This window comes from Xanthomonas arboricola pv. populi, from assembly GCF_002939945.1.
Taxonomy (GTDB): domain Bacteria; phylum Pseudomonadota; class Gammaproteobacteria; order Xanthomonadales; family Xanthomonadaceae; genus Xanthomonas; species Xanthomonas arboricola_A.
In genome coordinates this window covers 379,914-402,609 of record NZ_MDEB01000003.1, presented here as the reverse complement: position 1 = coordinate 402,609, position 22,696 = coordinate 379,914, and the positions used below count along the sequence as shown (strand labels likewise).

The 22,696-nt window shown below is 66.3% G+C and carries 18 protein-coding genes; 13 read left to right on the top strand and 5 right to left on the bottom strand.

Annotation, left to right across the window (positions count from 1 at the left end):
• The first annotated feature begins 136 nt into the window (after window positions 1–136).
• From XaplCFBP3123_RS11175 to XaplCFBP3123_RS11130, 10 genes are all read left to right on the top strand, one after another.
• Window positions 137–1,045 (top strand): 23S rRNA (adenine(2030)-N(6))-methyltransferase RlmJ, encoded by a 909-nt coding sequence (locus tag XaplCFBP3123_RS11175; RefSeq protein WP_104534095.1) that lies wholly within the window; start codon window positions 137–139, stop codon window positions 1,043–1,045.
• A 191-nt stretch (window positions 1,046–1,236) separates the two neighbouring features.
• Window positions 1,237–1,779: a GNAT family N-acetyltransferase gene (locus XaplCFBP3123_RS11170; RefSeq protein ID WP_024939889.1), complete on the top strand. Its 543-nt coding sequence runs from the start codon at window positions 1,237–1,239 to the stop codon at window positions 1,777–1,779.
• A 605-nt stretch (window positions 1,780–2,384) separates the two neighbouring features.
• Window positions 2,385–5,855, top strand: a complete 3,471-nt coding sequence (mfd, locus tag XaplCFBP3123_RS11165; RefSeq protein ID WP_104534094.1) for a transcription-repair coupling factor — start codon at window positions 2,385–2,387, stop codon at window positions 5,853–5,855.
• Between the two features lie 504 nt (window positions 5,856–6,359).
• Window positions 6,360–6,689: an STAS domain-containing protein gene (locus XaplCFBP3123_RS11160; RefSeq protein ID WP_104534093.1), complete on the top strand. Its 330-nt coding sequence runs from the start codon at window positions 6,360–6,362 to the stop codon at window positions 6,687–6,689.
• A gap of 16 nt (window positions 6,690–6,705) precedes the next feature.
• Window positions 6,706–8,715: a chemotaxis protein CheA gene (locus XaplCFBP3123_RS11155; RefSeq protein ID WP_104534092.1), complete on the top strand. Its 2,010-nt coding sequence runs from the start codon at window positions 6,706–6,708 to the stop codon at window positions 8,713–8,715.
• A 76-nt stretch (window positions 8,716–8,791) separates the two neighbouring features.
• A complete protein-coding gene (locus tag XaplCFBP3123_RS11150) occupies window positions 8,792–10,948 on the top strand; it encodes a methyl-accepting chemotaxis protein (RefSeq protein WP_104534091.1) in 2,157 nt (718 codons plus the stop codon).
• A gap of 10 nt (window positions 10,949–10,958) precedes the next feature.
• Entirely contained in the window at window positions 10,959–11,486 is a 528-nt protein-coding gene (locus tag XaplCFBP3123_RS11145; protein ID WP_104534090.1) for a chemotaxis protein CheW, read from the top strand.
• Window positions 11,487–11,514: 28 nt separating this feature from the next.
• The gene (locus XaplCFBP3123_RS11140; RefSeq protein WP_104534089.1) at window positions 11,515–12,798 is read left to right on the top strand and encodes an EAL domain-containing response regulator; all 1,284 of its coding nucleotides are present in this window, start codon (window positions 11,515–11,517) and stop codon (window positions 12,796–12,798) included.
• A 2-nt stretch (window positions 12,799–12,800) separates the two neighbouring features.
• On the top strand, window positions 12,801–13,607 hold the full coding sequence (locus tag XaplCFBP3123_RS11135; RefSeq protein WP_104534088.1) for a CheR family methyltransferase: 807 nt from the start codon (window positions 12,801–12,803) through the stop codon (window positions 13,605–13,607).
• A complete protein-coding gene (locus tag XaplCFBP3123_RS11130) occupies window positions 13,604–14,731 on the top strand; it encodes a protein-glutamate methylesterase/protein-glutamine glutaminase (protein ID WP_172453232.1) in 1,128 nt (375 codons plus the stop codon). The genes XaplCFBP3123_RS11135 and XaplCFBP3123_RS11130 overlap by 4 nt, the downstream gene beginning before the upstream one ends.
• A 199-nt stretch (window positions 14,732–14,930) precedes the next feature.
• Here the strand turns inward: XaplCFBP3123_RS11130 and XaplCFBP3123_RS11120 are convergent, their stop codons facing one another.
• The 3 genes from XaplCFBP3123_RS11120 to gpmA form a co-directional block, all read right to left on the bottom strand.
• A complete protein-coding gene (locus XaplCFBP3123_RS11120) occupies window positions 14,931–17,030 on the bottom strand; it encodes a M13 family metallopeptidase (protein WP_104534086.1) in 2,100 nt (699 codons plus the stop codon).
• 249 nt (window positions 17,031–17,279) lie between these two features.
• A complete protein-coding gene (locus XaplCFBP3123_RS11115) occupies window positions 17,280–17,597 on the bottom strand; it encodes a hypothetical protein (protein ID WP_104534250.1) in 318 nt (105 codons plus the stop codon).
• A 157-nt stretch (window positions 17,598–17,754) separates the two neighbouring features.
• Window positions 17,755–18,504, bottom strand: a complete 750-nt coding sequence (gene gpmA / locus XaplCFBP3123_RS11110; protein ID WP_104534085.1) for a 2,3-diphosphoglycerate-dependent phosphoglycerate mutase — start codon at window positions 18,502–18,504, stop codon at window positions 17,755–17,757.
• Between the two features lie 103 nt (window positions 18,505–18,607).
• Between gpmA and nfi the strand changes: the two genes are divergently transcribed.
• The 3 genes from nfi to XaplCFBP3123_RS11095 all read left to right on the top strand — a co-directional run bounded on the left by nfi (window position 18,608) and on the right by XaplCFBP3123_RS11095 (window position 21,100).
• On the top strand, window positions 18,608–19,321 hold the full coding sequence (nfi, locus tag XaplCFBP3123_RS11105) for a deoxyribonuclease V (RefSeq protein ID WP_104534084.1): 714 nt from the start codon (window positions 18,608–18,610) through the stop codon (window positions 19,319–19,321).
• 172 nt (window positions 19,322–19,493) lie between these two features.
• Window positions 19,494–20,384: a pirin family protein gene (locus XaplCFBP3123_RS11100; protein WP_104534083.1), complete on the top strand. Its 891-nt coding sequence runs from the start codon at window positions 19,494–19,496 to the stop codon at window positions 20,382–20,384.
• A 254-nt stretch (window positions 20,385–20,638) separates the two neighbouring features.
• On the top strand, window positions 20,639–21,100 hold the full coding sequence (locus XaplCFBP3123_RS11095; RefSeq protein ID WP_104534082.1) for a hypothetical protein: 462 nt from the start codon (window positions 20,639–20,641) through the stop codon (window positions 21,098–21,100).
• A gap of 91 nt (window positions 21,101–21,191) precedes the next feature.
• On the opposite strand, the gene XaplCFBP3123_RS11090 is transcribed toward XaplCFBP3123_RS11095, so the two are convergent.
• Window positions 21,192–21,623, bottom strand: coding sequence for an OsmC family protein (locus XaplCFBP3123_RS11090; RefSeq protein ID WP_104534081.1), 432 nt, complete (start codon window positions 21,621–21,623; stop codon window positions 21,192–21,194).
• 33 nt (window positions 21,624–21,656) lie between these two features.
• Window positions 21,657–22,514, bottom strand: a complete 858-nt coding sequence (locus tag XaplCFBP3123_RS11085; protein WP_104534080.1) for a pirin family protein — start codon at window positions 22,512–22,514, stop codon at window positions 21,657–21,659.
• Between the last annotated feature and the right edge of the window lie 182 nt (window positions 22,515–22,696).

The following is a 22,696-nucleotide window of genomic DNA, read 5'->3' as shown; positions in this document are numbered from 1 at the left end:
CCGCCGGCGGCAGCTCGCACGGGCCTGCGCGATGCTGCCGTCAACGATCCTGCCACGCCTCCCATGCACAGCACCGCCAGCGCCACCGCCCTCGCCGCGCAGCGCAAAGCTGGCGCGCACCCTCTACACTTCCCCGATGAACTATCGCCACGCCTTCCATGCCGGCAACCATGCCGACGTGCTCAAGCACATCGCCTTGCTGGCGCTGATCGACACCCTCAAGCGCAAGGACACCCCGTTCTTCGTGCTCGACACCCATGCCGGGCGCGGCCGCTACCAGCTCGGCGGCGAAGAGAGCCGCAAGACCAACGAGGCCGATGCCGGGGTGATGCGGCTGATGGCCGAGTCGACCCTGCCCGAGGTGGTCGAACGCTATCTGCGCGCGGTGCAGGCCGACAATCACGCCGTCGCCCGCCCGGCCACGCCCGGCCAGAAGCCGGCGCGCCCCACCGCCGGCATCCAGATCAACCACTACCCCGGCTCGCCGCTGCTGGCGGCGCAGGCGCTGCGCGAGCAGGACCGCATGGCGTTCTGCGAATTACAGCCGGAAGAGGCCGAGGCGCTCAAGCGCCTGTTCGTCAGGGACAGCCGCGTGCGCGTGCATGCCGGCGATGGCTACGAGGCGATTCGCGCCTTCGTGCCGCCGCGCGCGGGCGAGACCAAGATCGGCCGCGGGCTGGTGCTGATCGACCCGCCGTACGAATCCCAAGAAGCCGAGTACCCGCAGGTCATCCACAGTGTGCGCGAGACCCTGGCGCGCTGGCCGCAGGCGATCTGCATGGTGTGGTACCCGATCAAGCTGCGCCGCAGCCTGCAACCGTTCATGCGCAAGGCCGCAACGCTGCCGGCCAAGTCGGTGCTGGTGGCCGAGCTGCAGGTGCGCCCGGACGACTCGCCGCTGCGCCTGACCGGCAGCGGGCTGCTGATCGTCAATGCGCCGTGGCAGTTCGACCAGGTGCTGGCGCCCGCGCTACCGGTGCTGAAACAGCATCTCGGCGAGGCCGGTGCCTCGACCCGGCTGGAGTGGCTGCGCCAGGACGCCTGAGTCATCGGTACCAGGCGCCTGCTCGCGCTCGCGAACGCGGTTGCATACTCACGACTGGATCACAGTATCGCTCGGTACAGTGGTCAGGGAAGCACTGCCACCCCCGACGGCCACCAGCGGCGCACCGGATTCATTCACGGTCGTGCCCCGGGCGGGTGCCAGAATCTTCCGATCTTTAAGGAACACCGGTCATGGCCATTCGCAATCGCATGCCTCCCTGGCATGAAAACTTCAGTCTGCCCAATGGCCGCACGCTCCTGCTCCGCCCGATCCGTCCCGAGGACGGTCCGCCGCTGCAGGGCGCTTTCAGCCTGTTGGGACCGGAGGAAATCCGCGCGCGTTTCGTGCGTTCCTCCGCCGAAATCACCCCGGAGATGGTGCAGCGCCTGACCCATCCCAACCCCAAGAGCGAAATCGTGCTGGTTGCCGCCGAGCAGCTGCCGCCGGGCGAAGCCCTGGTCGGCGCGGTGGCGCGGGCGGCGCTGGTGCCGGGCACCCGCCAGGCCGAGTACACCATCCTGGTCAGCAGCTTCGTCGCCGGCCAGGGGCTGGGACGGCAGCTGATGCGCAAGCTGGTCAAGTGGGCACGGCGCAAATACCTGGATTGCCTGTTCGGCGACGTACTGCAAAGCAATGTGCCGATGCTGCAACTGGCTGAGTCTCTAGGCTTCAAGCCGCAGCCGCATCCGGATTCGCCGGAGCTGGTGCGCATGGTGCTGGAGCTGGATGCCTGAGGGGCTGGGATTGGGGATTGGGGATTCGTGAAGCGGCTTGGAGCGGTTGGGCTGTGGCCTGGCTGCAGGGTCCTTGCCGGCCCACCATCGCGGGACACGCTGCAAGTACGTCCTTGTAAGCTCTTACGCGGCATCCATGCCGCGTAAGGTCCCACGACGGTGGGCCGGCAAGGACCAGTCGAGATGGTCGGTGTGTTTGGTAAGAGCAGGCACCGTGGTCTGCTGTTTTTACAAGGAAGCGTCCCCCTAACGCTGACCGATCAACGGATACGCCTTTTAAGCAACCAACCAGCCAACTGTCTGGTGCGGTGCCCTTGCCGGTTGCGGGACCGTGTGGCGGCATGGATGCCGCCACCGAGCCCCCGGGGATGGGTTCACGGCGTGTCCCGCAAGCGGTGAGGGCACCGCGCCCTCAACCGACTGGGCTTTTGACTACGCTTGCGACTGCATCTGGTCCACCGGCTTGATGGCCCAGGGGTGTCCAGTACGAGCAAGTCGATAGGTAAAGCAGGATTCTGCAACGCGCTTCTGCGCAGGCGGGCCGAGGCCGGCTTTCACGCCGGATGGACCGGCCGCGGTGGGTGCTCTGATAAAATTGCCGGCTGATGCCGTCGCCAACCACCTTTCCCTCTCCGCCGCTGCCCAAGTCCGGCCAGCTCCGCGCCTATTGGCGCGCTCCGTCTTCGCCGACTGCGCTGGCCTGGTCGATCGCACGCGCCGCCGAGGCGCATGCCGGCCCGCTGCTGGTGATCGCCCGCGACAACCAGAGCGCGCATCAGATCGAGGCGGATCTGCACGCCTTGCTCGGCGAGCACGCCACGTTGCCGGTAGTGCCGTTTCCCGATTGGGAGACCCTGCCCTACGACCAGTTCAGCCCGCACCCGGAAATCATCAGCCAGCGTCTGGCGGCGCTGCATCGGCTGCCCGCACTGACCCGTGGCGTGGTGATCGTGCCGGTGCAGACGCTGATGCAGCAGCTGGCGCCGCTGAGCTACATCGTCGGCGGCAGTTTCGATCTGAAGGTCGGCCAGCAGCTGGATCTGGATGCGGAAAAACGCCGGCTCGAAAGCGCCGGTTACCGTAACGTGCCGCAGGTGATGGACCCGGGCGATTTCGCGGTGCGTGGCGGCCTGCTCGACGTGTTTCCGATGGGCGAAGCCACACCATTGCGGATCGAGCTGCTGGACGAGGATATCGATTCGATCCGCGCTTTCGACCCGGAATCGCAGCGCTCGCTGGACAAGGTCGCGGCCGTCAAGCTGCTGCCCGGCCGCGAAGTGCCGATGGACGATGCCAGCGTGGAGCGCGTGCTGGCATGCCTGCGCGAGCGTTTCGACGTGGACACCCGGCGCAGCGCGCTATACCAGGACCTGAAATCGGGCCTGGCGCCGTCGGGGGTCGAGTATTACCTGCCGATGTTCTTCAGCAAGACCGCCACCTTGTTCGATTATCTGGACAAGCGCGTGTTGCCGCTGGTCGCCACCGGCGTCTCCAATGCGGCAGACACGTTCTGGGCGCAGACCCAGGACCGCTACGAGCAACGCCGCCACGATGTGGAACGCCCGCTGCTGACGCCGGATGAGCTGTATCAATCGCCGGACGCCTTGCGCGAGCGGCTCAACAAGCTGGCGCGCATCGAAGTCTGGGCCAGCGATCATCCGCGCATCGCCGAGGCCGCCGCCCTCGGCGACCAGCCGTTGCCGCCGCTGCCGGTGGCGGCAAAAGACGCGCCGGCCGGTCAGGCGCTGGCCTCGTTCCTGGACCATTACCCCGGCCGCGTGCTGGTGGCGGCCGATACCGCCGGTCGTCGCGAGGCCTTGATGGAAGTGCTGGCCGCCGCGCAGTTGAAGCCGGAGGTCGTCGCCGACCTGCCGGCCTTCCTAGCTGCCACCACGCTGCGCTTCGGCATCACCGTGTCGCCGCTGGAAGACGGCTTTGCGCTGGACGCTCCGCAGATTGCGGTACTGACCGAGCGCCAGCTGTTTCCCGAGCGCGCCAACCAACCGCGTCGCAGCCGCCGGGTCGGACGTGAGCCGGAAGCGATCATCCGCGACCTGGGCGAGCTGTCCGAAGGCGCGCCGATCGTGCACGAAGACCACGGCGTGGGCCGCTACCGCGGGCTGATCGTGCTCGATGCCGGCGGCATGCCCGGCGAGTTCCTGGAAATCGAATACGCCAAGGGCGACCGGCTGTATGTGCCGGTGGCGCAGCTGCATCTGATCAGCCGCTATTCCGGCGCCTCGGCCGAGACCGCGCCGCTGCATTCGCTGGGCGGCGAGCAATGGACCAAGGCCAAGCGCAAGGCGGCCGAAAAGGTCCGCGACGTGGCGGCCGAATTGCTGGAAATCCAGGCCCGCCGACGCGCGCGCGCCGGTCTGGCCTTGCAGGTGGACCGGGCGATGTACGAGCCGTTCGCGGCCGGCTTTCCGTTCGAGGAAACCACCGACCAGCTGGCGGCCATCGATGCGACGCTGCGCGATCTGGGCAGCAGCCAGCCGATGGACCGCGTGGTCTGCGGCGACGTCGGCTTCGGCAAGACCGAGGTCGCCGTGCGCGCCGCATTTGCCGCCGCCAGTGCCGGCAAGCAGGTCGCCGTGCTGGTGCCGACCACCTTGCTGGCCGAGCAGCATTACCGCAATTTCCGCGACCGTTTCGCCGATTACCCGATGAAGGTGGAAGTGTTGTCGCGCTTCAAGAGCACCAAGGAAATCAAGGCCGAGCTGGAGAAGGTTGCCAGCGGCGATATCGACGTGATCATCGGCACGCACCGGCTGCTGCAGCCGGACGTCAAGTTCAAGGACCTGGGCCTGGTCGTGGTCGACGAAGAGCAGCGCTTCGGCGTGCGCCAGAAGGAAGCGCTCAAGGCGATGCGCGCCAACGTGCATCTGCTCACGCTCACCGCCACGCCGATTCCGCGCACGCTCAATATGGCCATGGCCGGGTTGCGCGATCTGTCGATCATCGCCACCCCGCCGCCGAACCGGCTCGCCGTGCAGACCTTCATCACCGCCTGGGACAACGCGCTGCTGCGCGAGGCCTTCCAGCGCGAACTCAGTCGCGGTGGGCAGCTGTACTTCCTGCACAACGATGTGGAAAGCATCGTGCGCATGCAGCGCGAGTTGTCCGAGCTGGTACCGGAAGCGCGGATCGGCATCGCCCACGGGCAGATGCCCGAGCGCGAGCTGGAGCGGGTGATGCTGGACTTCCAGAAGCAGCGCTTCAACGTGTTGCTGTCGACCACGATCATCGAGTCGGGCATCGACATTCCCAACGCCAACACCATCATCATCAACCGCGCCGACCGCTTCGGCCTGGCCCAGCTGCACCAGCTGCGCGGCCGCGTCGGCCGCTCGCATCACCGCGCGTACGCGTATCTGGTGGTGCCGGACCGTCGCTCGATCACCGCCGATGCGGAAAAGCGCCTGGAGGCGATCGCGTCGATGGACGAGCTCGGCGCCGGCTTCACCCTGGCCACGCACGATCTGGAAATCCGTGGCGCCGGCGAGCTGCTGGGCGAAGACCAGAGCGGGCAGATGGCCGAGGTCGGCTTCAGCCTCTACACCGAGCTGCTGGAACGCGCGGTGCGCAGCATCCGCCAGGGCAAGCTGCCGGATCTGGATGCCGGCGACGAAGTGCGTGGCGCCGAGGTGGAGCTGCATGTGGCCTCGTTGATTCCCGAGGATTACCTGCCCGACGTGCATACGCGCCTGACGCTGTACAAGCGCATCTCCAGCGCACGCGATGCCGATGCGCTGCGCGAATTGCAGGTGGAGATGATCGACCGCTTCGGTCTGCTGCCGGACCCGGTCAAGCATTTGTTCGCGATTGCCGAGCTCAAGCTGCAGGCCAATGCGCTGGGTGTGCGCAAGCTGGACCTGGGCGAGAACGGCGGCCGGCTGGTCTTTGAAGCAAAACCGGCGATCGACCCGGTCGCGGTGATCCAGATGATCCAGAAGCAGCCGAAGATCTACACGATGGACGGCCCGGACAAACTGCGCATCAAGCTGCCGCTGCCGGAGGGTGCGGACCGTTTCAATGCCGCGCGCGGTTTGCTGACGATGCTGGCGCCGAGATAGAAGAGCGGGCCAAGCGGTTGCGCCTGCTTTGCGCACCGTGCCGGACCGTGCAGGACGCAAGGACGCCTCGACCGCGTCGCAGGCAGGGCGCGCGGTGAATCCGACCCGATGCGGCATGTTCACTGACGCCCATCGCCCCGGGCGATGCCGATGCATGTCCCAGGTTGCTTGGTTCATGCGCATCTCCTGAACGGCGGCGCGCCGATCCAGGCCACACACATGAACAAAATCGGCCGAAAGCTGGCTAGCTGCCCTGCGGGACTGTCCAGGACATTGGTTTCCCGAGCCTGCTTGCGACAAAGCTGAGCAGTTAAGGCCCAGGCAGTGATGGATCTCTCAAATCCTTCAGCGTAGTGAATTTGGCCTCAATATTTCCGACACGCGCCGATACCTGCATGGACCGGCGTGATCCCCGTGTGCAGAGTTGCCCACGCAAGCCACGCCGGAGCGACCTTCTTCCGCGTCAGGCACGCATCCGTGCCCATCGCATCGCTTGAGGCACCAATGAACACCCAACTGTCCGATCTACCCGCGCCGCTGACGCTTGCCCTGGAAGGCGAGATGACCATCCGTCGCGCTGCCGAACTCAAGCCGCTGCTGCAGCCGGCCTTGCTGCATCCGGGCGGATTGCATCTGGACCTGGGGGCGGTCAGCGAGATCGACACCACCGGCCTGCAGTTGCTGCTGGCGACCAAGCAGGCGATCCAGGCCGACGGCCGGCCATTTTCGCTGACCGATTCCAGCCGCGCGGTGGTCGATGTGATCGAACTGCTTGGCCTGCTCGAAGCGCTGTACCCGCATGCGGTTGCGGGTATCGGCGAACGCATTCATTGACAGACTGGCGACGCGCATGGATATGAACCAACTGATGCAGACCTTCCTGGCCGAGAGCCGGGATCTGCTCGAAGACATGGAACGTCATCTGCTCGAAGCTGAGCGTGGCGAATCCTCGCCGGATGCGGTCAATGCGATCTTCCGCGCTGCGCACACCATCAAGGGCTCAGGCGGCTTGTTCGATCTGCCGCAGCTGGTCGGCTTCACCCATGTCGTGGAAAGCGTGCTGGACCTGGTACGCGATGACGCGCTCACGCTGAGTTCGGAACTGATCGGGCTGCTGCTGGTGTGCTGCGACCACATCCATGCCCTGGTGGAAACCGCCGCCGATCCCGCTCACGCCGATGCCGACGCATTGGCTGCAGAGGCCGAGCCCTTGCTGGCGCAACTGCAGACCTACCTGCAGGTCAGCGCCTGCGGTGTCACTGCCACGGCCATCCAACACAGCTCCCCGGAAAAACAGAGCGGTTACTGGCGCATCACGCTGAAACTGTTCGCCGACGCGCTGCGCTACGGCAACTCGCCGCTCAAGCTGATTCGCAATCTGCGCGGGCTGGGCTCGGTCGAGTCGATCAATACCGACGTCAGCCAGCTGCCGAGCTTCGAGGCACTCGATCCGGAAGCCAGTTATCTCGGCTTCCAGATCCTGCTGCGCAGCGATGCCGACCGCGCCGCGATCGAAGACGTGTTCGAGTTCGTACGCGAAGACTGCGATCTGGAGATTGTCTCGGTGCCAGCACCGGTAGATGCCATCTCCATGCTTGCAAGCCAGCCGGTCGTGGCTACCGCCGCGCCGGTCGTCGGCGTGCTGGCGGCCGTCCCGGCTGCAACGTCGGCACGCGCAGCCCAGGACACGGGCGCACGCAACACCGACGCACGCTCGATCCGCGTGGACGCCGACAAGCTCGATCGCATGATCGATCTGGTCGGCGAACTCATCATCGCGGTGGCCGGCACCAATGCCAACGCACAGCGCACCGGCGACGCGCAGTTGCTGGAATCGGCCTCGATCCTGGCCGGCCTGGTGGAAGAGGTGCGCGAAAGCGCCCTGCAACTGCGCATGGTCAAGATCGGCGGCACCTTCAGCCGCTTCCAGCGCGTGGTGCACGATGTGGCGCGCGAACTCGGCAAGGACATCGCGCTGGTCGTGGCCGGCGAAGACACCGAGCTGGACAAGTCGGTGGTGGAAAAGATCGGCGACCCGCTCACCCATCTGGTGCGCAACGCCATGGATCACGGCATCGAACCGGCAGACGTGCGCGTGGCGCGCGGCAAGCCCGCACGCGGTACGGTGGGCCTGAACGCTTATCACGACTCCGGCAGCATCGTCATCCAGATCACCGACGACGGCGGCGGCCTGAACCGCGAGCGCATCCTGGCCAAGGCACTGGAACGCGGCCTGATCGAGCCAGGCCGCCAGCTCAGCGATCGCGAGGTGTTCTCGATGATCTTCGAGCCGGGGTTTTCCACCGCCGAAAAGGTCACCAACCTGTCCGGCCGCGGCGTGGGCATGGACGTGGTCAAGCGCAACATCACCGCGCTGCGCGGTACCGTGGAGATCGACAGCGCCGCGGGCGTGGGCACCACCATCTCGGTGCGGCTGCCGCTGACGCTGGCCATCATCAACGGCTTCCAGGTCGGCGTCGGCAAGTCGGTGTTCGTGGTGCCGCTGGACGTGGTGGAAGAATGCGTGGAGTTCACGCCCGACTACAGCAGCGACTACATCGACCTGCGTGGCAGCGTGCTGCCGTATGTGCGCCTGCGCGCACTGTTCGCACTCGGCGGCAGGACGCCGGCGCGCGAGAGCATCGTGGTGATCCGCCAGGGCACCCAGCGCTTCGGCCTTGTCGTGGACACCTTGCTGGGCGAATGGCAGACCGTGATCAAGCCGTTGTCCAAGGTCTTCGCACAGGTCAAGGGCATCAGTGGCTCGAGCATCCTGGGCAGCGGCGATGTCGCGCTGATTCTCGATGTGCCCAGCCTGCTCCAGCAGTTGCATCCAAACCAGGACGCGCTGGCGGCCTGAGCACCTGCACCCGCACCAGCACTCCCCCACATCACCGCATCATCCGTTGTTCCCTGACCCCCAGGAAGCTGCCGCCATGTCACACCGTTTCCCGATCGCCACGCAGTTGTGGTTCACCGCCGCCCTCGCCCTTGCCTTGCCCGTCGTGGTGGTGGTCGCCGGCTTTGCGCTGACGCTGTCGCACGGCGCCCTGCTCGCCGCCAGCGTACTCGCCGCACTTGTCAGCGGTGCGTTGCTGCTCCGCGCGATCCGCATCGCGACCGGCTCGCTGGAGCTTGCCACCACCACGCTGGATGCATTCGCGCGCGGCAACTTCGACGCCGCCATGCCGCAGCTGCGCGACGAGCAGGCCTGCGAGGTGTTACGTGCACTGCGCAAGGTGCAAAGCAACATCGCCCACGTCAACGAGGAGATCAACCGCGTCTCGCAGGAACACGACGTCGGCGAGATCGACGCGCGCATCGACGTGGCACGCTTCAACGGCGACTTCCGCACAATGGGCGAAGGCATCAACCGCATGGTCGCCAACCACATCGCGGTCAAGAAACAGGCCATGGCCTGCGTGGCCGAGTTCGGCCGAGGCAACTTCTCCGCCGAGCTGGAACGCCAGCCGGGCAAGAAAGCCTTCATCAACGAGACCGTCGACCAGATCCGCGGCAACCTCACCGGCATGGTCGCCGAGGTCAACCGCATGGCGACCGAGCACGATGCCGGCGATATCGACGTGGTCATAGACACGCAACGTTTCACCGGCGATTTCCGCCGCATGGCCGAAGTCGTCAATGCGATGGTGGCCAGCCACATCGCGGTCAAGAAGCAGGCCATCGCCTGCGTGGCCGAGTTCGGCCGAGGCAACTTCACCGCGCAACTGCCGCTGCTGCCGGGCAAGAAGCGCTTCATCAACGAAACCCTGGAACAGGTGCGCGGCAACCTCACCGGCTTGATCCGCGAGATCAACCACATGTCGGCCGAGCACGAAGCCGGCGATATCGATGTGGTCATCGACAGCAGCGGTTTCGACGGCGATTTCCGCAGCATGGCCACCGGCATCAACCAGATGGTGGGCGCGCACATCGCGGTCAAGAAACTGGCGATGGGCGTGGTGGCCGAATTCGGCCGCGGCAACTTCGATGCACCGCTGGCGCAGCTACCGGGCAAGAAGGCCTTCATCAACGACACCGTGGAGCGTGCGCGCGGCAACCTGCGCAGCATTTCCGAAGTGATCCAGGTGATGGGAGCGATGGCCGACGGCGACCTCACCCACACCGTGGAGGGTCGTTACGAAGGCGCCTTCGCCGACATGCAGCGCTACGTCAACACCACCATGAGCCGGCTGACCGAGATCGTCGATGAGGTCAACCGCAACGCCGAGAACCTGGCCAGCGCCTCCGAACAGGTCAGCGCCACCGCACAGGCGCTTGCCCAGGCCGCCAGCGAACAGGCGGCCGGCGTGGAAGAGACCAGCGCCTCGCTGGAGCAGATGACCGCCTCCATCGCGCAGAACACCGAGAACGCGCGCGTCACCGACAGCATGGCCGCCAAGGCCGCCAGCGAAGCGGCCGACGGTGGCGACACCGTGCGCGCCACCGTGGTGGCGATGAAGGACATCGCCAAGAAGATCGGCATCATCGACGACATCGCCTACCAGACCAATCTGCTGGCGCTCAACGCCGCGATCGAAGCCGCGCGTGCCGGCGAACACGGCAAGGGCTTTGCGGTGGTCGCAGCGGAAGTGCGCAAGCTGGCCGAGCGCAGCCAGATCGCCGCGCAGGAGATCGGCGAGGTGGCCGGCTCCAGCGTGGACTTGGCCGAAAGCGCTGGCCGCGTACTCGGCGAGATGGTGCCCTCGATCCGCCGCACCTCCGACCTGGTGCAGGAAATCGCCGCCGCCTCCGAAGAACAGACTGCCGGCGTCAGCCAGATCAACACCGCCGTCGGCCAGTTGAACCAGACCACGCAGTCGGCTGCCGCCAATGCCGAAGAACTGGCCGCCACCTCGGAGGAAATGAGCGCGCAGGCCGAACAACTGCAGCAGTTGATGGGCTTCTTCCGGCTCGGCAATGACTCGCGCGCGGTGGCATCGAACAGCAACAAGCCTGGCCCGCGCCGGATCACGCCACACAGCAGCGGCACCGCGATCAGCGCGCCGCCGCGTCGTACCAACGTGCGCCAGATCAGTGCGGTGGCCGCCACCGCCGATGCGATCGACGACTCGCAGTTCGCCAGCTTCTGAGGAAACGACGATGCAACCGCACAGCGCAGCCGGCACCACGACAACCACGCTTGCGCCGTCATCGACGGCACCGCAGCAATACCTGACCTTTCTGCTGGGCACGGAGATGTTCGGCCTGGGCATCCTCGGCATCAAGGAAATCATCGAATACCGAGCGCCCACCGACGTGCCGATGATGCCGCCGGCCCTGCGCGGAGTGATCAACCTGCGCGGCGCGGTAGTGCCGGTGGTGGATCTGCAGCAACGCTTCGGCCGCAACGCCAGCGCGATCACCAAACGCAGTTGCATCGTGATCGTGGAGATCGCCCATGGCGAGAAGCATCAGGTGCTCGGCCTGTTGGTGGATGCGGTGAGCGAAGTGCTTGAAATCGCGCCCGACGCTATCGCAGGCGCACCCGGTTTTGGCGCCGGCATCGCACGCGAGTGCATCCAGGCGATGGCCAGGATCGGCGAACGCTTCGTGATCCTGCTCGACGCCGATGCGGTGCTGGGCAACGACGCACTCGCCCAACTGCCTGTCGCCGACCTGGCAGCCTGACATGTTCGGCACGCACGTAAGGATTCCCATGCACCCCACCCCTCTCTCCTGCAGCTGCGCGCTGGCCGGCCCGGTACTGGTCGTCGACGACAGCGTGGTCCAGCGTGAACACGCGATGGCGCTGTGCCGCCGACTCGGCGCCGTCGCGGTCGACGGCGCTGTCGATGGCCACGCCGCGCTGGCCTGGTTGAGCAGCGCAGTGGCGCCATCGCTGCTGCTGATCGATCTGGAAATGCCAGGCATGGACGGCGTGCAGCTGCTCGATGCGCTGGCGCGCGGCAAGCACAGCGTGCCGGTGGTCGTGGTCTCGCAGCGCGGCGGCGCCTTGATCGATGCGGTGATGCAGCTCAGCCGCACCGCCGGCGTGCACGTGCTCGGCGGCATCGAAAAGCCGATGCATCTGCAGGACCTGGCCACCGTGCTGGAGTGCGAACCGGAACTGCCCACAAACGCACCTGCACTTGCACAGGTCGCGATGTCGCCGTTGATGTCCAGTGGTGGCGCGGCAGCGTCGCGGCTGGACCGGGCCATGCGCCGCGGCGAAATCCGTGTGGCCTACCAACCCAAACTCGATCTCAAGGATGGTCGCCTGCGCGGTGTGGAAGCACTCGCCCGCTGGCGCCGCCCGCAAGGCGACATGATCGGGCCGGACCGCTTCATTCCGCTGGCCGAACGCGAAGGCCTGATCCATGCCTTGACCCAGCAGGTGATCGACCTGGCGGTCGCGCAACTGGTGGACTGGCGCGCAGAAGGCTTCGAGCTGAGTCTGGCGCTGAACCTGTCGCCCAACCTGCTCGGCGAGCAGGGCTTTCTCGAACAACTGTGCGGCAAGCTGAGCGACAACGGCCTGAGCCCTTCCGATCTAGTGCTGGAACTCACCGAAAGCGCCATCGTGGAGCCGGCCAATGCCTTGAGCATGCTGGCGCGTCTGCGCCTGCACGGCTTCGGCCTGTCGATCGACGACTACGGCACAGGATTTTCCTCGCTGCAGCGCCTGGTCAGCATTCCCTTCACCGAACTGAAGCTGGATCGCAGCTTCGTGCATGCCGCCCATCGCAGCCGCAGTCAGCGCACCGTGCTCGAATCCACGCTGGAGCTGGCGCACCGGCTCGAACTCACCGCCGTGGCCGAAGGCGTGGAAACCCCGGACGACTGGCGCCTGCTGCGCGAGCTGGGCTGCGATCTGGCCCAAGGCTACCTGATGGGCTCGCCGATGCCCGGGCCGATGCTGTCGGAATGGTGGCGCGAACACGCCGTGCGCATCGCCCGCCTGTGCGGCAACGCACTGCCCAACGATGCGGATGTGGCCTGACCATGAACACAGCCACCGCCATCACCGAACAGGAATTCGGCCGCTTCCAGCGCTTCATCTTCGAAGCGGCGGGCATCAGCATTTCCTCCGGCAAGAAAGCCATGTTGTGCGGCCGCCTGGGCAAGCGCCTGCGCGAACATCGGTTCAGCAATTACACGCAATATCTGCAGCTGCTGGAAAGCCGTCAGGACCGCGCCGAGATCCAGACCGCAATCGATCTGCTGACCACCAACGAAACCTACTTCTTCCGCGAGCCCAAGCACTTCGAGCTGCTGCGCAAGCTGGCCGGCGAACATCGCGGCGGCCTGCCGTTCCGCTGCTGGAGCGCGGCCAGCTCCAGCGGCGAAGAGGCCTACAGCATGGCGATGGTGCTGGACGACAGCTTGCAGGGACGTGCGTTCGAAGTGGTCGGCAGCGATATCAGCACCCGCGTGCTGGCCAAGGCGCGCACCGGACATTACGCCCTGCAACGCATCGACGGCATTCCGCAGGCGTATCTCAAGCGCTATTGCCTGCGTGGTCAGGGCGAGTACGAGGGCACCCTGCTGGTGGAGCGCCGCCTGCGCGACCGGGTCAGGTTCGTGCATGCCAACCTCAACACGGCATTGCCGATGCTGGGCAGCTTCGATGCGATCTTCCTGCGCAATGTGATGATCTATTTCAATGGTCAGACCAAGCGCGAGGTCATCCTGCGCGTGCTGTCCAACCTCAAATCGGGCGGTTATTTCTGCATCGGTCATTCGGAAAGCCTGAGCGAACTCGACATCGATCTGGTCCAGGTGGCACCCTCGATCTTCCGCAAGGCCTGAGCCAAGGATCCGCCGTGTCGACAGCTTTCAACCGCCCCGCCGCCAGCCCCAATCCCATCAAGGCCATGGTCGTCGACGACTCGGCGGTGGTGCGCCAGGTGCTGGTCAACGTGCTCAACGACGCGTCCGACATCGAGGTCATCGCCACCGCGGCCGACCCGTTGCTGGCCATCGAGAAGATGCGCAGGCAATGGCCGGACGTGATCGTGCTGGATGTGGAAATGCCGCGCATGGATGGCATCACCTTCCTGCGCAAGATCATGAGCGAGCGCCCCACCCCGGTGGTGATCTGTTCGACGCTGACCGAAAAAGGCGCACGCGTCACCATGGATGCCCTGGCCGCCGGTGCGGTGGCCGTGGTGACCAAGCCACGGCTGGGGCTCAAGCAGTTCCTCACCGACTCGGCCGAGGAACTGGTCAATACGGTGCGCAGCGCCGCACGCGCCAACGTCAAACGGCTGGCCGCGCGGGTTGCCGCAGCGCCGCTGGAAGCGGAGGTCAAGCACACCGCCGATGTGATCCTGCCGGCGCAAAGCGGGCGCGCGCTGGCGCAGACCACCGAGCGCATCGTCGCCATCGGCACCTCCACCGGCGGCACCCAGGCGCTGGAAGAAGTGCTGACCGCGCTGCCGCGCGTCTGCCCCGGCATCGTGATCGTGCAGCACATGCCGGAGAAATTCACCGCCGCCTTCGCCGCGCGCCTCAACGGCCTGTGCCAGATCGCAGTGAAAGAGGCCGCCAACAACGACCGGGTGATGCCGGGCCGCGCACTGATCGCGCCCGGCGGCAAGCATCTGCTGCTGCGCCGCAGCGGCGCGCAATATTTTGTCGAAGTGATGGAAGGCCCGCCGGTCAACCGGCATCGTCCGTCGGTGGATGTGCTGTTCCGCTCGGCCGCGCGTGCGGCCGGCAGCAACGCGCTGGGCATCATCATGACCGGCATGGGCGACGACGGCGCCGCCGGCCTGCTGGAAATGCGTCAGGCCGGTGCGCGCACGGTGGCGCAGGACGAACACACCAGCATCGTGTTCGGCATGCCCAAGGAAGCGATCAAACGCGGCGGCGCCGACCGCATCCTGCCGCTGGGCGCGATGGCACGCGAGATCGTGACGCAGCTGCAGTAGCGCGCTGCACGCGTAAACAGCAGAACTACAACTGCGACTCCAACGACAACCAGCCCATCATCGTCGCCGCACCACGCCGCCACACGCTCGCTGCCGGCTCGCGCGACCGCACCTCGGGCGATTGCGCTGCATCGTCGTGCCAGCGCAGCTCGCCTTGCAGCACGCGCGGTCGCAACCGCGCGTGCTGCAGGCGCGCCGATCACCAGATCGCAACGCGATCCTTGTCCCCCCGCACCATCGCATCGCAGGGCTTGCACTGGAACGCCTGTGCAAAGGCCGGCATGTTCGACGGCGCACCATTGGCGCGGAAATTGGCCGGCGCATGCGGGTCGGTGTTCAGGCGCACGCGCAATTCGCCATCGGTGAAGTTGCGGCGCCACACCGTGGCCCAGTTCATGAAGAAGCGCTGGTCCTGCGTATAGCCGTCGATGTCCTTGCTGGCGCCGGGCTGTTCCTTCAACGCCATCTGCAGCGCGTCGTAGGCCACGGTCAAGCCACCCAGATCGCCGATGTTTTCGCCCAAGGTCAGCTTGCCTTTGACGTGGACGCCAGGGATCGCCTCGTAACCGTCGAACTGCGCCACCAGCTGATCGGTGCGTTGGGTGAACAGCTTGCGGTCCGCATCGGTCCACCAGGTATCGAAGTTGCCCTTGGCATCGAACTGGCTGCCCGAGTCGTCGTAGCCATGCATCATCTCGTGCCCGATCACCGCGCCGATGCCGCCGTAATTCAACGCCGGGTCGGCCTTGGGATCGAAGAACGGCGGCTGCAGGATCGCCGCCGGGAACACGATCTCGTTGCGTGTGGCGTTGTAGTACGCGTTGACCGTCTGCGGGGTCATATGCCACTCGCGTTTGTCGACCGGCTTGCCGATCTTGTCCAGCATGTAGCGATAGTTGAATGCCTGCGCCGCCTGCATGTTGGCCAGGAATCCATCGCCACGGGTCTCCAGGCCAGACCAGTCGCGCCACTGATCCGGGTAGCCGATCTTGGGCGTGAAACTGGCCCATTTTTCCAGCGCGCGCTGCTTGGTTTCCGCGCTCATCCAGTCGAGTTTTTCCAGCCGCGCCTTGAGTGCCGCCGAGAGGTTCTGCACCAGCTGCTGCATCTGCTGCTTGGACTCGGCCGGGAAGGCCGACTGCACGTACAGCTGGCCCAGGGCCTCGCCCATCGCCTCGTTGACTGCGTTCAAGGTGCGCTTCCAGCGCGGCAGCATGTCCTGCTGGCCACGCAACGTCTTGGCATAGAAATCGAAGTTGGCCTGCTCGAACGGCTTGGCCAGATACGGCGCTGCCTCGTCGACGCTGTGGAAGCGCAGGTAGGCCTTCCAGGTCTCCACCGGCGTGTCGGCCAGCATTGCGTCGAGCCCGGCGAAATACCCCGGCTGGCTCAGCGAGAACGTGCCGGCCGGCACCTTGAGCGCGCTGAAGAACGCCTGCCAATCGAAGTGCGGCGTGATGGCATTGGCACCAGCCACATCGACCGGGTTATAGCGCTTGGCCGGGTCGCGCAGTTCGATGCGCGACAACGAGGCATTGGCCAGGCGCGTTTCGAATGCCATCACCGCCTTGGCCTGTGTGGCCGCCTGCGCTGCCGGGACGCCTGACAATGCCAGCACGCGCGCGATATAGGCCACGTACTGCTCACGGATCCTGGCCTGCGCCGGATCGGTGTAGTACCCCTTTTCCGGCAGACCCAGACCGCCCTGGCCTGCGTAGGCGATCATCTGCTCGGAATGCTTGTAGTCGGCATTGGCGACGAACGAGAACAGGAAGCCCTGGCCCTTGGCATAGCTGTCGCGTAACCACGCGGCGATGGACGGCGCATCGGTCAGCGCATCGATCGCCTTCAACTGCGGCTGCAGCGGCGTGATGCCGGCCTTGTCGATCGCCGCTTCGTCCGAGCCGGTGCGCCACAGGTCGGCGATCTTGGCGTCCACCGAGCCGGCCGACAGGTTGCCGCGCGCCAGTTGCTCCACCAGCGCGTGCTGGATGGTCAGCGAACGCTCGGCCAGCACTTCGAAACTGCCCCAGCTGGTGCGGTCCGATGGCACCGGATTGGCCTTGAGCCACTTGGCGTTGACGAAGCCGTTGAGGTCCTGGCACGCATTGAGGGCAGGATCCAGGTCGTTGACGCCGAAGGCCACGATCGGTGCATCGAGCTTGGACACATCCACCCTGGTCGGCGCGGCCGGCGTTGCGGCCGGTGCCGGCTTGGCGGTGTCGTCGGAACTGCCGCACGCCGGGAGCGTCACCGCGATGGCCACCGCAAGCGACAGAGGCGCGAATTTGCTCAACATCTTTCCATTCTCCAAGGCATACGACCGCGTCTGACGCAGTCAAAAAAGTAGGCAATCAGCGCAGACACACCAACCGCACAATCATTGCAACGGCACCGCAACGCCCTGACGTCCGGTGACGCACCTGATCGAAGAACACATAAGGCCCCACCCCGCACCGCGCGTCGCCTGGGCACGCGCGTGCAAGCGCCATCTACCGCCGCGGACACCACCCAGCAGCCCGGCGCAGCAGCGCGCCATCGACTGCAGTCATTTGCGCGCGTACATCGGTGCCATCAGCAGATACACCGGATACGCCAGCGCCATCAGCAGCAGCGCGACCTCATGCCCGGACGCTGCCTCCGCCCAGGATTCCATCTGTCGCGACGGCCCCAAAAAACCGAACGCCAGCAGCGCCACACCCATGACGCAGATCAGCAGCGCCACGCCCAGCGCCGAAGCGGACACGCTGCCCCAGGCCAGGAACGCGAACGCGGCGCTGCCACCACCCAACAGCAGGCCCAACGTCACCAGATACGCGCGGCAGTAGGTGGCGCTCATCTGTTGCCTTTTACGTTTGCTGGACATCATGTCTTCCCTGCAAGAACACACGCGAGCGGCGCCTGTTCGATCCACGAACAAGCGCCGCTCGCATGTCGAAACCGCACGCGTCGTTCGAGCGTGCGCTGCGAAACCCACGCCACGCTGCGCGCCATGCACGCAGCGCAGCCAGCGGATGCGACGATTATTTTGCCTTGCCCTGATTGGCCACCGCTTCGGCGGCGCGCTTGGCCGCTTCCGGGTCGCCCAGATAGCGGTAGCTTTGCACCTGCAGGTCGTCGTCCAGCTCGAACAGCAACGGGATGCCGGTCGGGATGTTGAGCTCCAGGATCTGCTCGTTGGAGACCGCGTTGAGGTACTTGTACAGCGCACGCAGCGAGTTGCCGTGCGCCGTCACCAGCACCGTCTTCCCGTCCTTCAACTGCGGTGCGATCGCGTCGTGCCAGTACGGCAGCACGCGCACCAGCGTGGTCGCCAGCGACTCGGTGCCCGGCAATGCATTGCGGTCCAGCGTGGCGTAGCGACGGTCATGACACGGATGCCCCGGATCGTCGACGTCCATCGCCGGCGGCGGGATGTCGTAGGAACGGCGCCAGATCTTGACCTGTTCTTCGCCGTGCTTGGCCGCCGTCTCGGCCTTGTCCAGCCCCTGCAGGCCACCGTAGTGGCGCTCGTTGAGGCGCCAGCTCTTGGACACCGGCAACCAGTCCTGGTCCAGTTCCTTCAACGCGCCCTGCAGCGTATGGATGGCGCGCTTGAGTACCGAGGTGTGCGCCACATCGAACTGCAGGCCTTCGTCCTTCATCATCTTGCCGGCCGCAGCGGCTTCCTGGCGGCCTTGCTCGGTGAGTTCCACATCCACCCAACCGGTGAAACGGTTGTCCAGGTTCCATTGGCTCTGGCCATGGCGCAGCAGTACGAGTTTACGGGTCACTACGGTTCTCCGATTGGGGGCCGATCAGCCTGCGATTGTAACGGCAGCCAGCGCATCGCAGGCGTGCACGACACCGCCACGGCCAGCGCGCGATGCTGCGGCCATGCAAACGATCGATCCCGTATTTGCCGGTTGGGATGGCAGCGTCATCCAGGCGCGACAGTTGCAACAGCAACTGGCACACCACGTGCTGCTGCAGGACCAGGTCGGCGCAACACCACAGCTGCTCGCCGGCTTCGACGTCGGCTTCGAAGACGACGGCCAGACCACGCGCGCGGCAGCGGTGCTACTGGATGCAGACACGCTGATGCCGCTGGAAACGCACATCGCGCGCGTGCCCACGTCGATGCCGTACGTGCCGGGCCTGCTCAGCTTTCGCGAGCTGCCGGCCTTGTTGCAGGCGCTGGCACTGCTCTCGCGCCCGCCGGATCTGGTCTTCGTCGACGGCCAGGGCATCGCGCATCCGCGCAAGCTCGGCATCGCTGCGCACTTTGGCGTGGTGACCGGCTTGCCCAGCATCGGCGTGGCCAAGCAACGCCTGGCAGGCAGCTTCGTCGAGCCGGGGCCCGAGCGCGGCGACCACAGCCCGATCCTGCTGGGCGGCACGCAGATCGGCTGGGCGCTGCGCAGCAAGCTGCGCTGCAATCCGCTGATCGTCTCGCCCGGCCATCGCGTCTCGATGCAGGGCGCGCTCGACTGGACGCTACGCACCTTGCGCGCCTATCGCCTGCCCGAGCCCACGCGCCTGGCCGATCGGCTGGCCTCGCGGCGCGGCGAGATCGCCATGGACACCACGACCTCCGGACAGCTGTTCTAGCGCGCGATGGTCACCTGCAATCGCGCGACATGCGCCGCTCGCCATCGAAGACACACAGCCAGTGCTGCCGCGAGACACTGCCTCCGGGACGATCTGTCTTGGTGGAGCGCTCGCCCGGCCGCGCGCGCGCATGCAAAGCTGGCGATCACTTCAGCCGATCCGAGCCGCCGCCATGACCACCTTGATCGCTCCCCGCGTGCACGACATCGGCGGGCTGGAAGTGCGCCGCGCCGTGCCCACGCTGCAGGCGCGCAGCGTCGGCCCGTTCGTGTTCGTCGACCATATTGGCCCGGCGGTGCTGGAACCCGATCACGGCATCGACGTGCGCCCGCATCCGCATATCGGCCTGGCCACGGTCACCTTCCTGTGGTCCGGCGAGATCGGCCACCGCGATACGTTGGGCTCGGACCAGGTGATCCGCCCCGGCGACGTCAACTGGATGACTGCCGGCCGCGGTATCGCCCACTCCGAACGCACGCCAGGCCCCGAGCGCGCCCGCACGCATGCGCTGCACGGCATGCAGACCTGGATCGCGCTGCCGCGTTTGGCCGAAGAGACCGCGCCAGCCTTCCATCACCACGCTGCCGCCAGCCTGCCGCAGCAACGCCGCGATGGCGTCTGGCTGCGCGTGATCGCCGGCCGCGCATACGGCGAAGAATCGCCGGTGCAGGTGTTCAGCGGCACGCTCAACGTCGCGCTGGATCTGCAGCCGGATGCGGAGATCGACCTGAACACCGGCCACGCCGAACGCGCGCTCTACATTCTGGAAGGCGAGGCGCGCCTGGATGGCGCCGACGTGCCCGCGCGCCACCTGATCGTGCCCTCGCCCGGCAGCCGCGGGCGCCTGCGTGCCAGGACGCCGCTCAAGGCGATGCTGCTCGGCGGCGAGCCGCTGGATGGCCCGCGCCACCTGTGGTGGAACTTCGTCTCCAGCTCCAAGGAACGCATCGAGCAGGCCAAGGACGATTGGCAGGCCGGTCGCTTCGGCAGCATTCCCGGCGACGACAAGGAATTCATTCCGCTGCCGGAAACCCCGGCCCCCAAACCGGTCAACTACCCCTGACCGCAGTCAGCCGTGCGCAGGCGCCACGCAACGCACCCAGGTCCCGAAACGGAAGTGCCCGCGCACACGACCGATTGCAGCCGCGCCTGCGAATTGCGCTTGAGCTTGCAACCACACCTGTGGTAGTGATGGCGGCATAGGTTGGGGACAGGTTGCGTGCGGGGCACAGCCGGGCGGGGAGCGCACAGGTTGATGCCGCGACACGGTGGACGACGCTGTCCCTGCGCACACATCCAACGCCGGGGAACACTTGAATGAAGTCCGCATCCTGTCTTGTCGGCCTGAGCCTGCTGTTGGCCGCCGCCACCGTTCACGCCCAAACCTCACCGGTCTGCCCGCCGCTGCCGCCAGCCTCCGGGCTGCACTGGAGCGAGCTTGCGGGCGCGGACTATCTGGTCTGCAAGGCCATGACCGCAGACGGTCGCCAGGTGGTGGGCGTGATGCTGACCACCCGCGACCCGGCGATGACGCTGGCGCGCGACCGACGCGCGGAGAAAGGCCAGATCCAGCAGGAAGACGTCTACTGGTACAAGCTCGACCTGGGCGGCCGCGACCTGCCGGGCATGGAATCGCGCCGCGTCACCGTCGTCGAACTTGGCAAGAAGCGCTACGCGCAACTATGGATCGACGGCGCCAGCACCGAGGAACTGGCTTCGATGCAGTCGCTGGTGCAGAACATGGATCTGCAGCCGGCCAGCCTTGCACTGCAGCGCTGACGCAATCGATCGTGACGCGCCAGGGCATGCCGACCTGACGCGGTCTTTCAGGCGAGCCGGCGGAGCACCCGCATGCGGCTCGCCTGCGTTTTCAAGATTCCGCTTCAAACCCTGACGCGTCGCCGTCGCCCTGCAATGCCGTCTCGATCCGCACCTCGCCGGTGAGCAGGCGATGGATCGGGCACTTGTCTGCCACGTCCAGCAGGCGCGCACGCTGCGCATCGTCCAGCGTGCCTTCCAGATCGATCTGCCGCGTGATCACCGTGCCCGCCGCGCCGCGCTGGGTGTAATGCAGATGCACATGCACCGCCGTCAAAGGCCACTGCTTGCGCGCGGCCACCATCGACACCGTGATCGCGGTGCAGGCACCCAGGGCGCCCAACACCTGCGACTCCGGATCCGGCCCGGCGTCGGCCCCGCCATTGGCCGGCTGGGTGTCGCCGCTCCAGCTGTGCCGACCGTCATGGATGCTCACGGTGTACGGCACCGCGCCGGTGCGGACACTGACAGGCCGGTCACTCATGCCGCTGCCCCACGGTGGCTGCAGCGCGCCGGCTCAAAACCGTCCCTCCTGGAAATCGACGAAGGCCTGCATCAATTCCTGCTTGGTGTTCATCACGAACGGGCCGTGCCGCATCACCGGCTCGTTCAGCGGGCGGCCCGCCACCAGGATCAGCTGCGCACCATCGGCACCGGCCCGTAGCGTCAAGCGCTCGCCGCCGCCCAGCACCGCCAGTTCCTGCGCCGGCAGCGCGCGCGCGGCATCGCCCTCGCCCACCGTCACCGCGCCTTCGAACGCATAGGCGAACGCGTTGTGGCCGCTGGGCAATACGTAGTCCCAAGCCGCATCCGGCGCCAGCGCGATATCCAGGTACACCGGCTCGGTGGCCGGTTGCACGATCGGGCCGCGCACCTCGCCCACCGCCCCGGCGATCACCTTGACCGTGACACCGGGCGCCGGCTGCGCGACCGGAATGCTTTCAGGTGCGTACTCCTGATACCTGGGGTCGGTCATCTTGTCGCGCGCCGGCAGGTTCACCCACAACTGAAAGCCGCGCATGCGCCCGGATTCCTGCTCGGGCATTTCCGAATGGATCAGCCCGCGCCCGGCGGTCATCCACTGCACGCTGCCCGGGGTCAGCAGACCCTCGTTGCCGTGGTTGTCCTTGTGGCGCATGCGCCCGTCCAGCATGTAGGTCACCGTCTCGAAGCCGCGATGCGGATGGCTTGGGAAACCGCCGATGTAGTCCTCGGCCTTTTCGGTGCCGAACTCGTCGAGCATCAGAAACGGGTCCAGATCCGGCAGCTGCTGGGTGCCGATCACGCGGGTCAGCTTGACCCCGGCGCCGTCGGAGGTCGGCATGCCGCGGATGGTGCGCAGCACGTGGGCCGCTGCGGTGGTGGTGACGCTCATCGACCTCTCCCTGCACGAATGACTGGCTCGAATAATGGATGCAGCCGGCACGCGGCCCAACCACGACCGGCGCAACCGATCGTTCCAAAACCCACCGGCGCAGTCGCGCGATCCGGCATGGGGCGACAAGACGCTCTACAACTAAAGTTTTACCCCGGCCCGGAACGGCGCCATTGACCCTG

What these genes read in the sequence shown, in the direction of transcription:
- XaplCFBP3123_RS11120 (WP_104534086.1), bottom strand. Translation starts at nt 17,030, where the DNA reads ATGTTGAGCAAATTCGCGCCTCTGTCGCTTGCGGTGGCCATCGCGGTG.
- XaplCFBP3123_RS11145 (WP_104534090.1), top strand. Translation starts at nt 10,959, where the DNA reads ATGCAACCGCACAGCGCAGCCGGCACCACGACAACCACGCTTGCGCCG.
- XaplCFBP3123_RS11140 (WP_104534089.1), top strand. Translation starts at nt 11,515, where the DNA reads ATGCACCCCACCCCTCTCTCCTGCAGCTGCGCGCTGGCCGGCCCGGTA.
- XaplCFBP3123_RS11135 (WP_104534088.1), top strand. Translation starts at nt 12,801, where the DNA reads ATGAACACAGCCACCGCCATCACCGAACAGGAATTCGGCCGCTTCCAG.
- nfi (WP_104534084.1), top strand. Translation starts at nt 18,608, where the DNA reads ATGCAAACGATCGATCCCGTATTTGCCGGTTGGGATGGCAGCGTCATC.
- XaplCFBP3123_RS11095 (WP_104534082.1), top strand. Translation starts at nt 20,639, where the DNA reads ATGAAGTCCGCATCCTGTCTTGTCGGCCTGAGCCTGCTGTTGGCCGCC.
- XaplCFBP3123_RS11115 (WP_104534250.1), bottom strand. Translation starts at nt 17,597, where the DNA reads ATGTCCAGCAAACGTAAAAGGCAACAGATGAGCGCCACCTACTGCCGC.
- XaplCFBP3123_RS11085 (WP_104534080.1), bottom strand. Translation starts at nt 22,514, where the DNA reads ATGAGCGTCACCACCACCGCAGCGGCCCACGTGCTGCGCACCATCCGC.
- mfd (WP_104534094.1), top strand. Translation starts at nt 2,385, where the DNA reads ATGCCGTCGCCAACCACCTTTCCCTCTCCGCCGCTGCCCAAGTCCGGC.
- XaplCFBP3123_RS11160 (WP_104534093.1), top strand. Translation starts at nt 6,360, where the DNA reads ATGAACACCCAACTGTCCGATCTACCCGCGCCGCTGACGCTTGCCCTG.
- XaplCFBP3123_RS11175 (WP_104534095.1), top strand. Translation starts at nt 137, where the DNA reads ATGAACTATCGCCACGCCTTCCATGCCGGCAACCATGCCGACGTGCTC.
- XaplCFBP3123_RS11100 (WP_104534083.1), top strand. Translation starts at nt 19,494, where the DNA reads ATGACCACCTTGATCGCTCCCCGCGTGCACGACATCGGCGGGCTGGAA.
- XaplCFBP3123_RS11090 (WP_104534081.1), bottom strand. Translation starts at nt 21,623, where the DNA reads ATGAGTGACCGGCCTGTCAGTGTCCGCACCGGCGCGGTGCCGTACACC.
- XaplCFBP3123_RS11150 (WP_104534091.1), top strand. Translation starts at nt 8,792, where the DNA reads ATGTCACACCGTTTCCCGATCGCCACGCAGTTGTGGTTCACCGCCGCC.
- XaplCFBP3123_RS11155 (WP_104534092.1), top strand. Translation starts at nt 6,706, where the DNA reads ATGGATATGAACCAACTGATGCAGACCTTCCTGGCCGAGAGCCGGGAT.
- XaplCFBP3123_RS11170 (WP_024939889.1), top strand. Translation starts at nt 1,237, where the DNA reads ATGGCCATTCGCAATCGCATGCCTCCCTGGCATGAAAACTTCAGTCTG.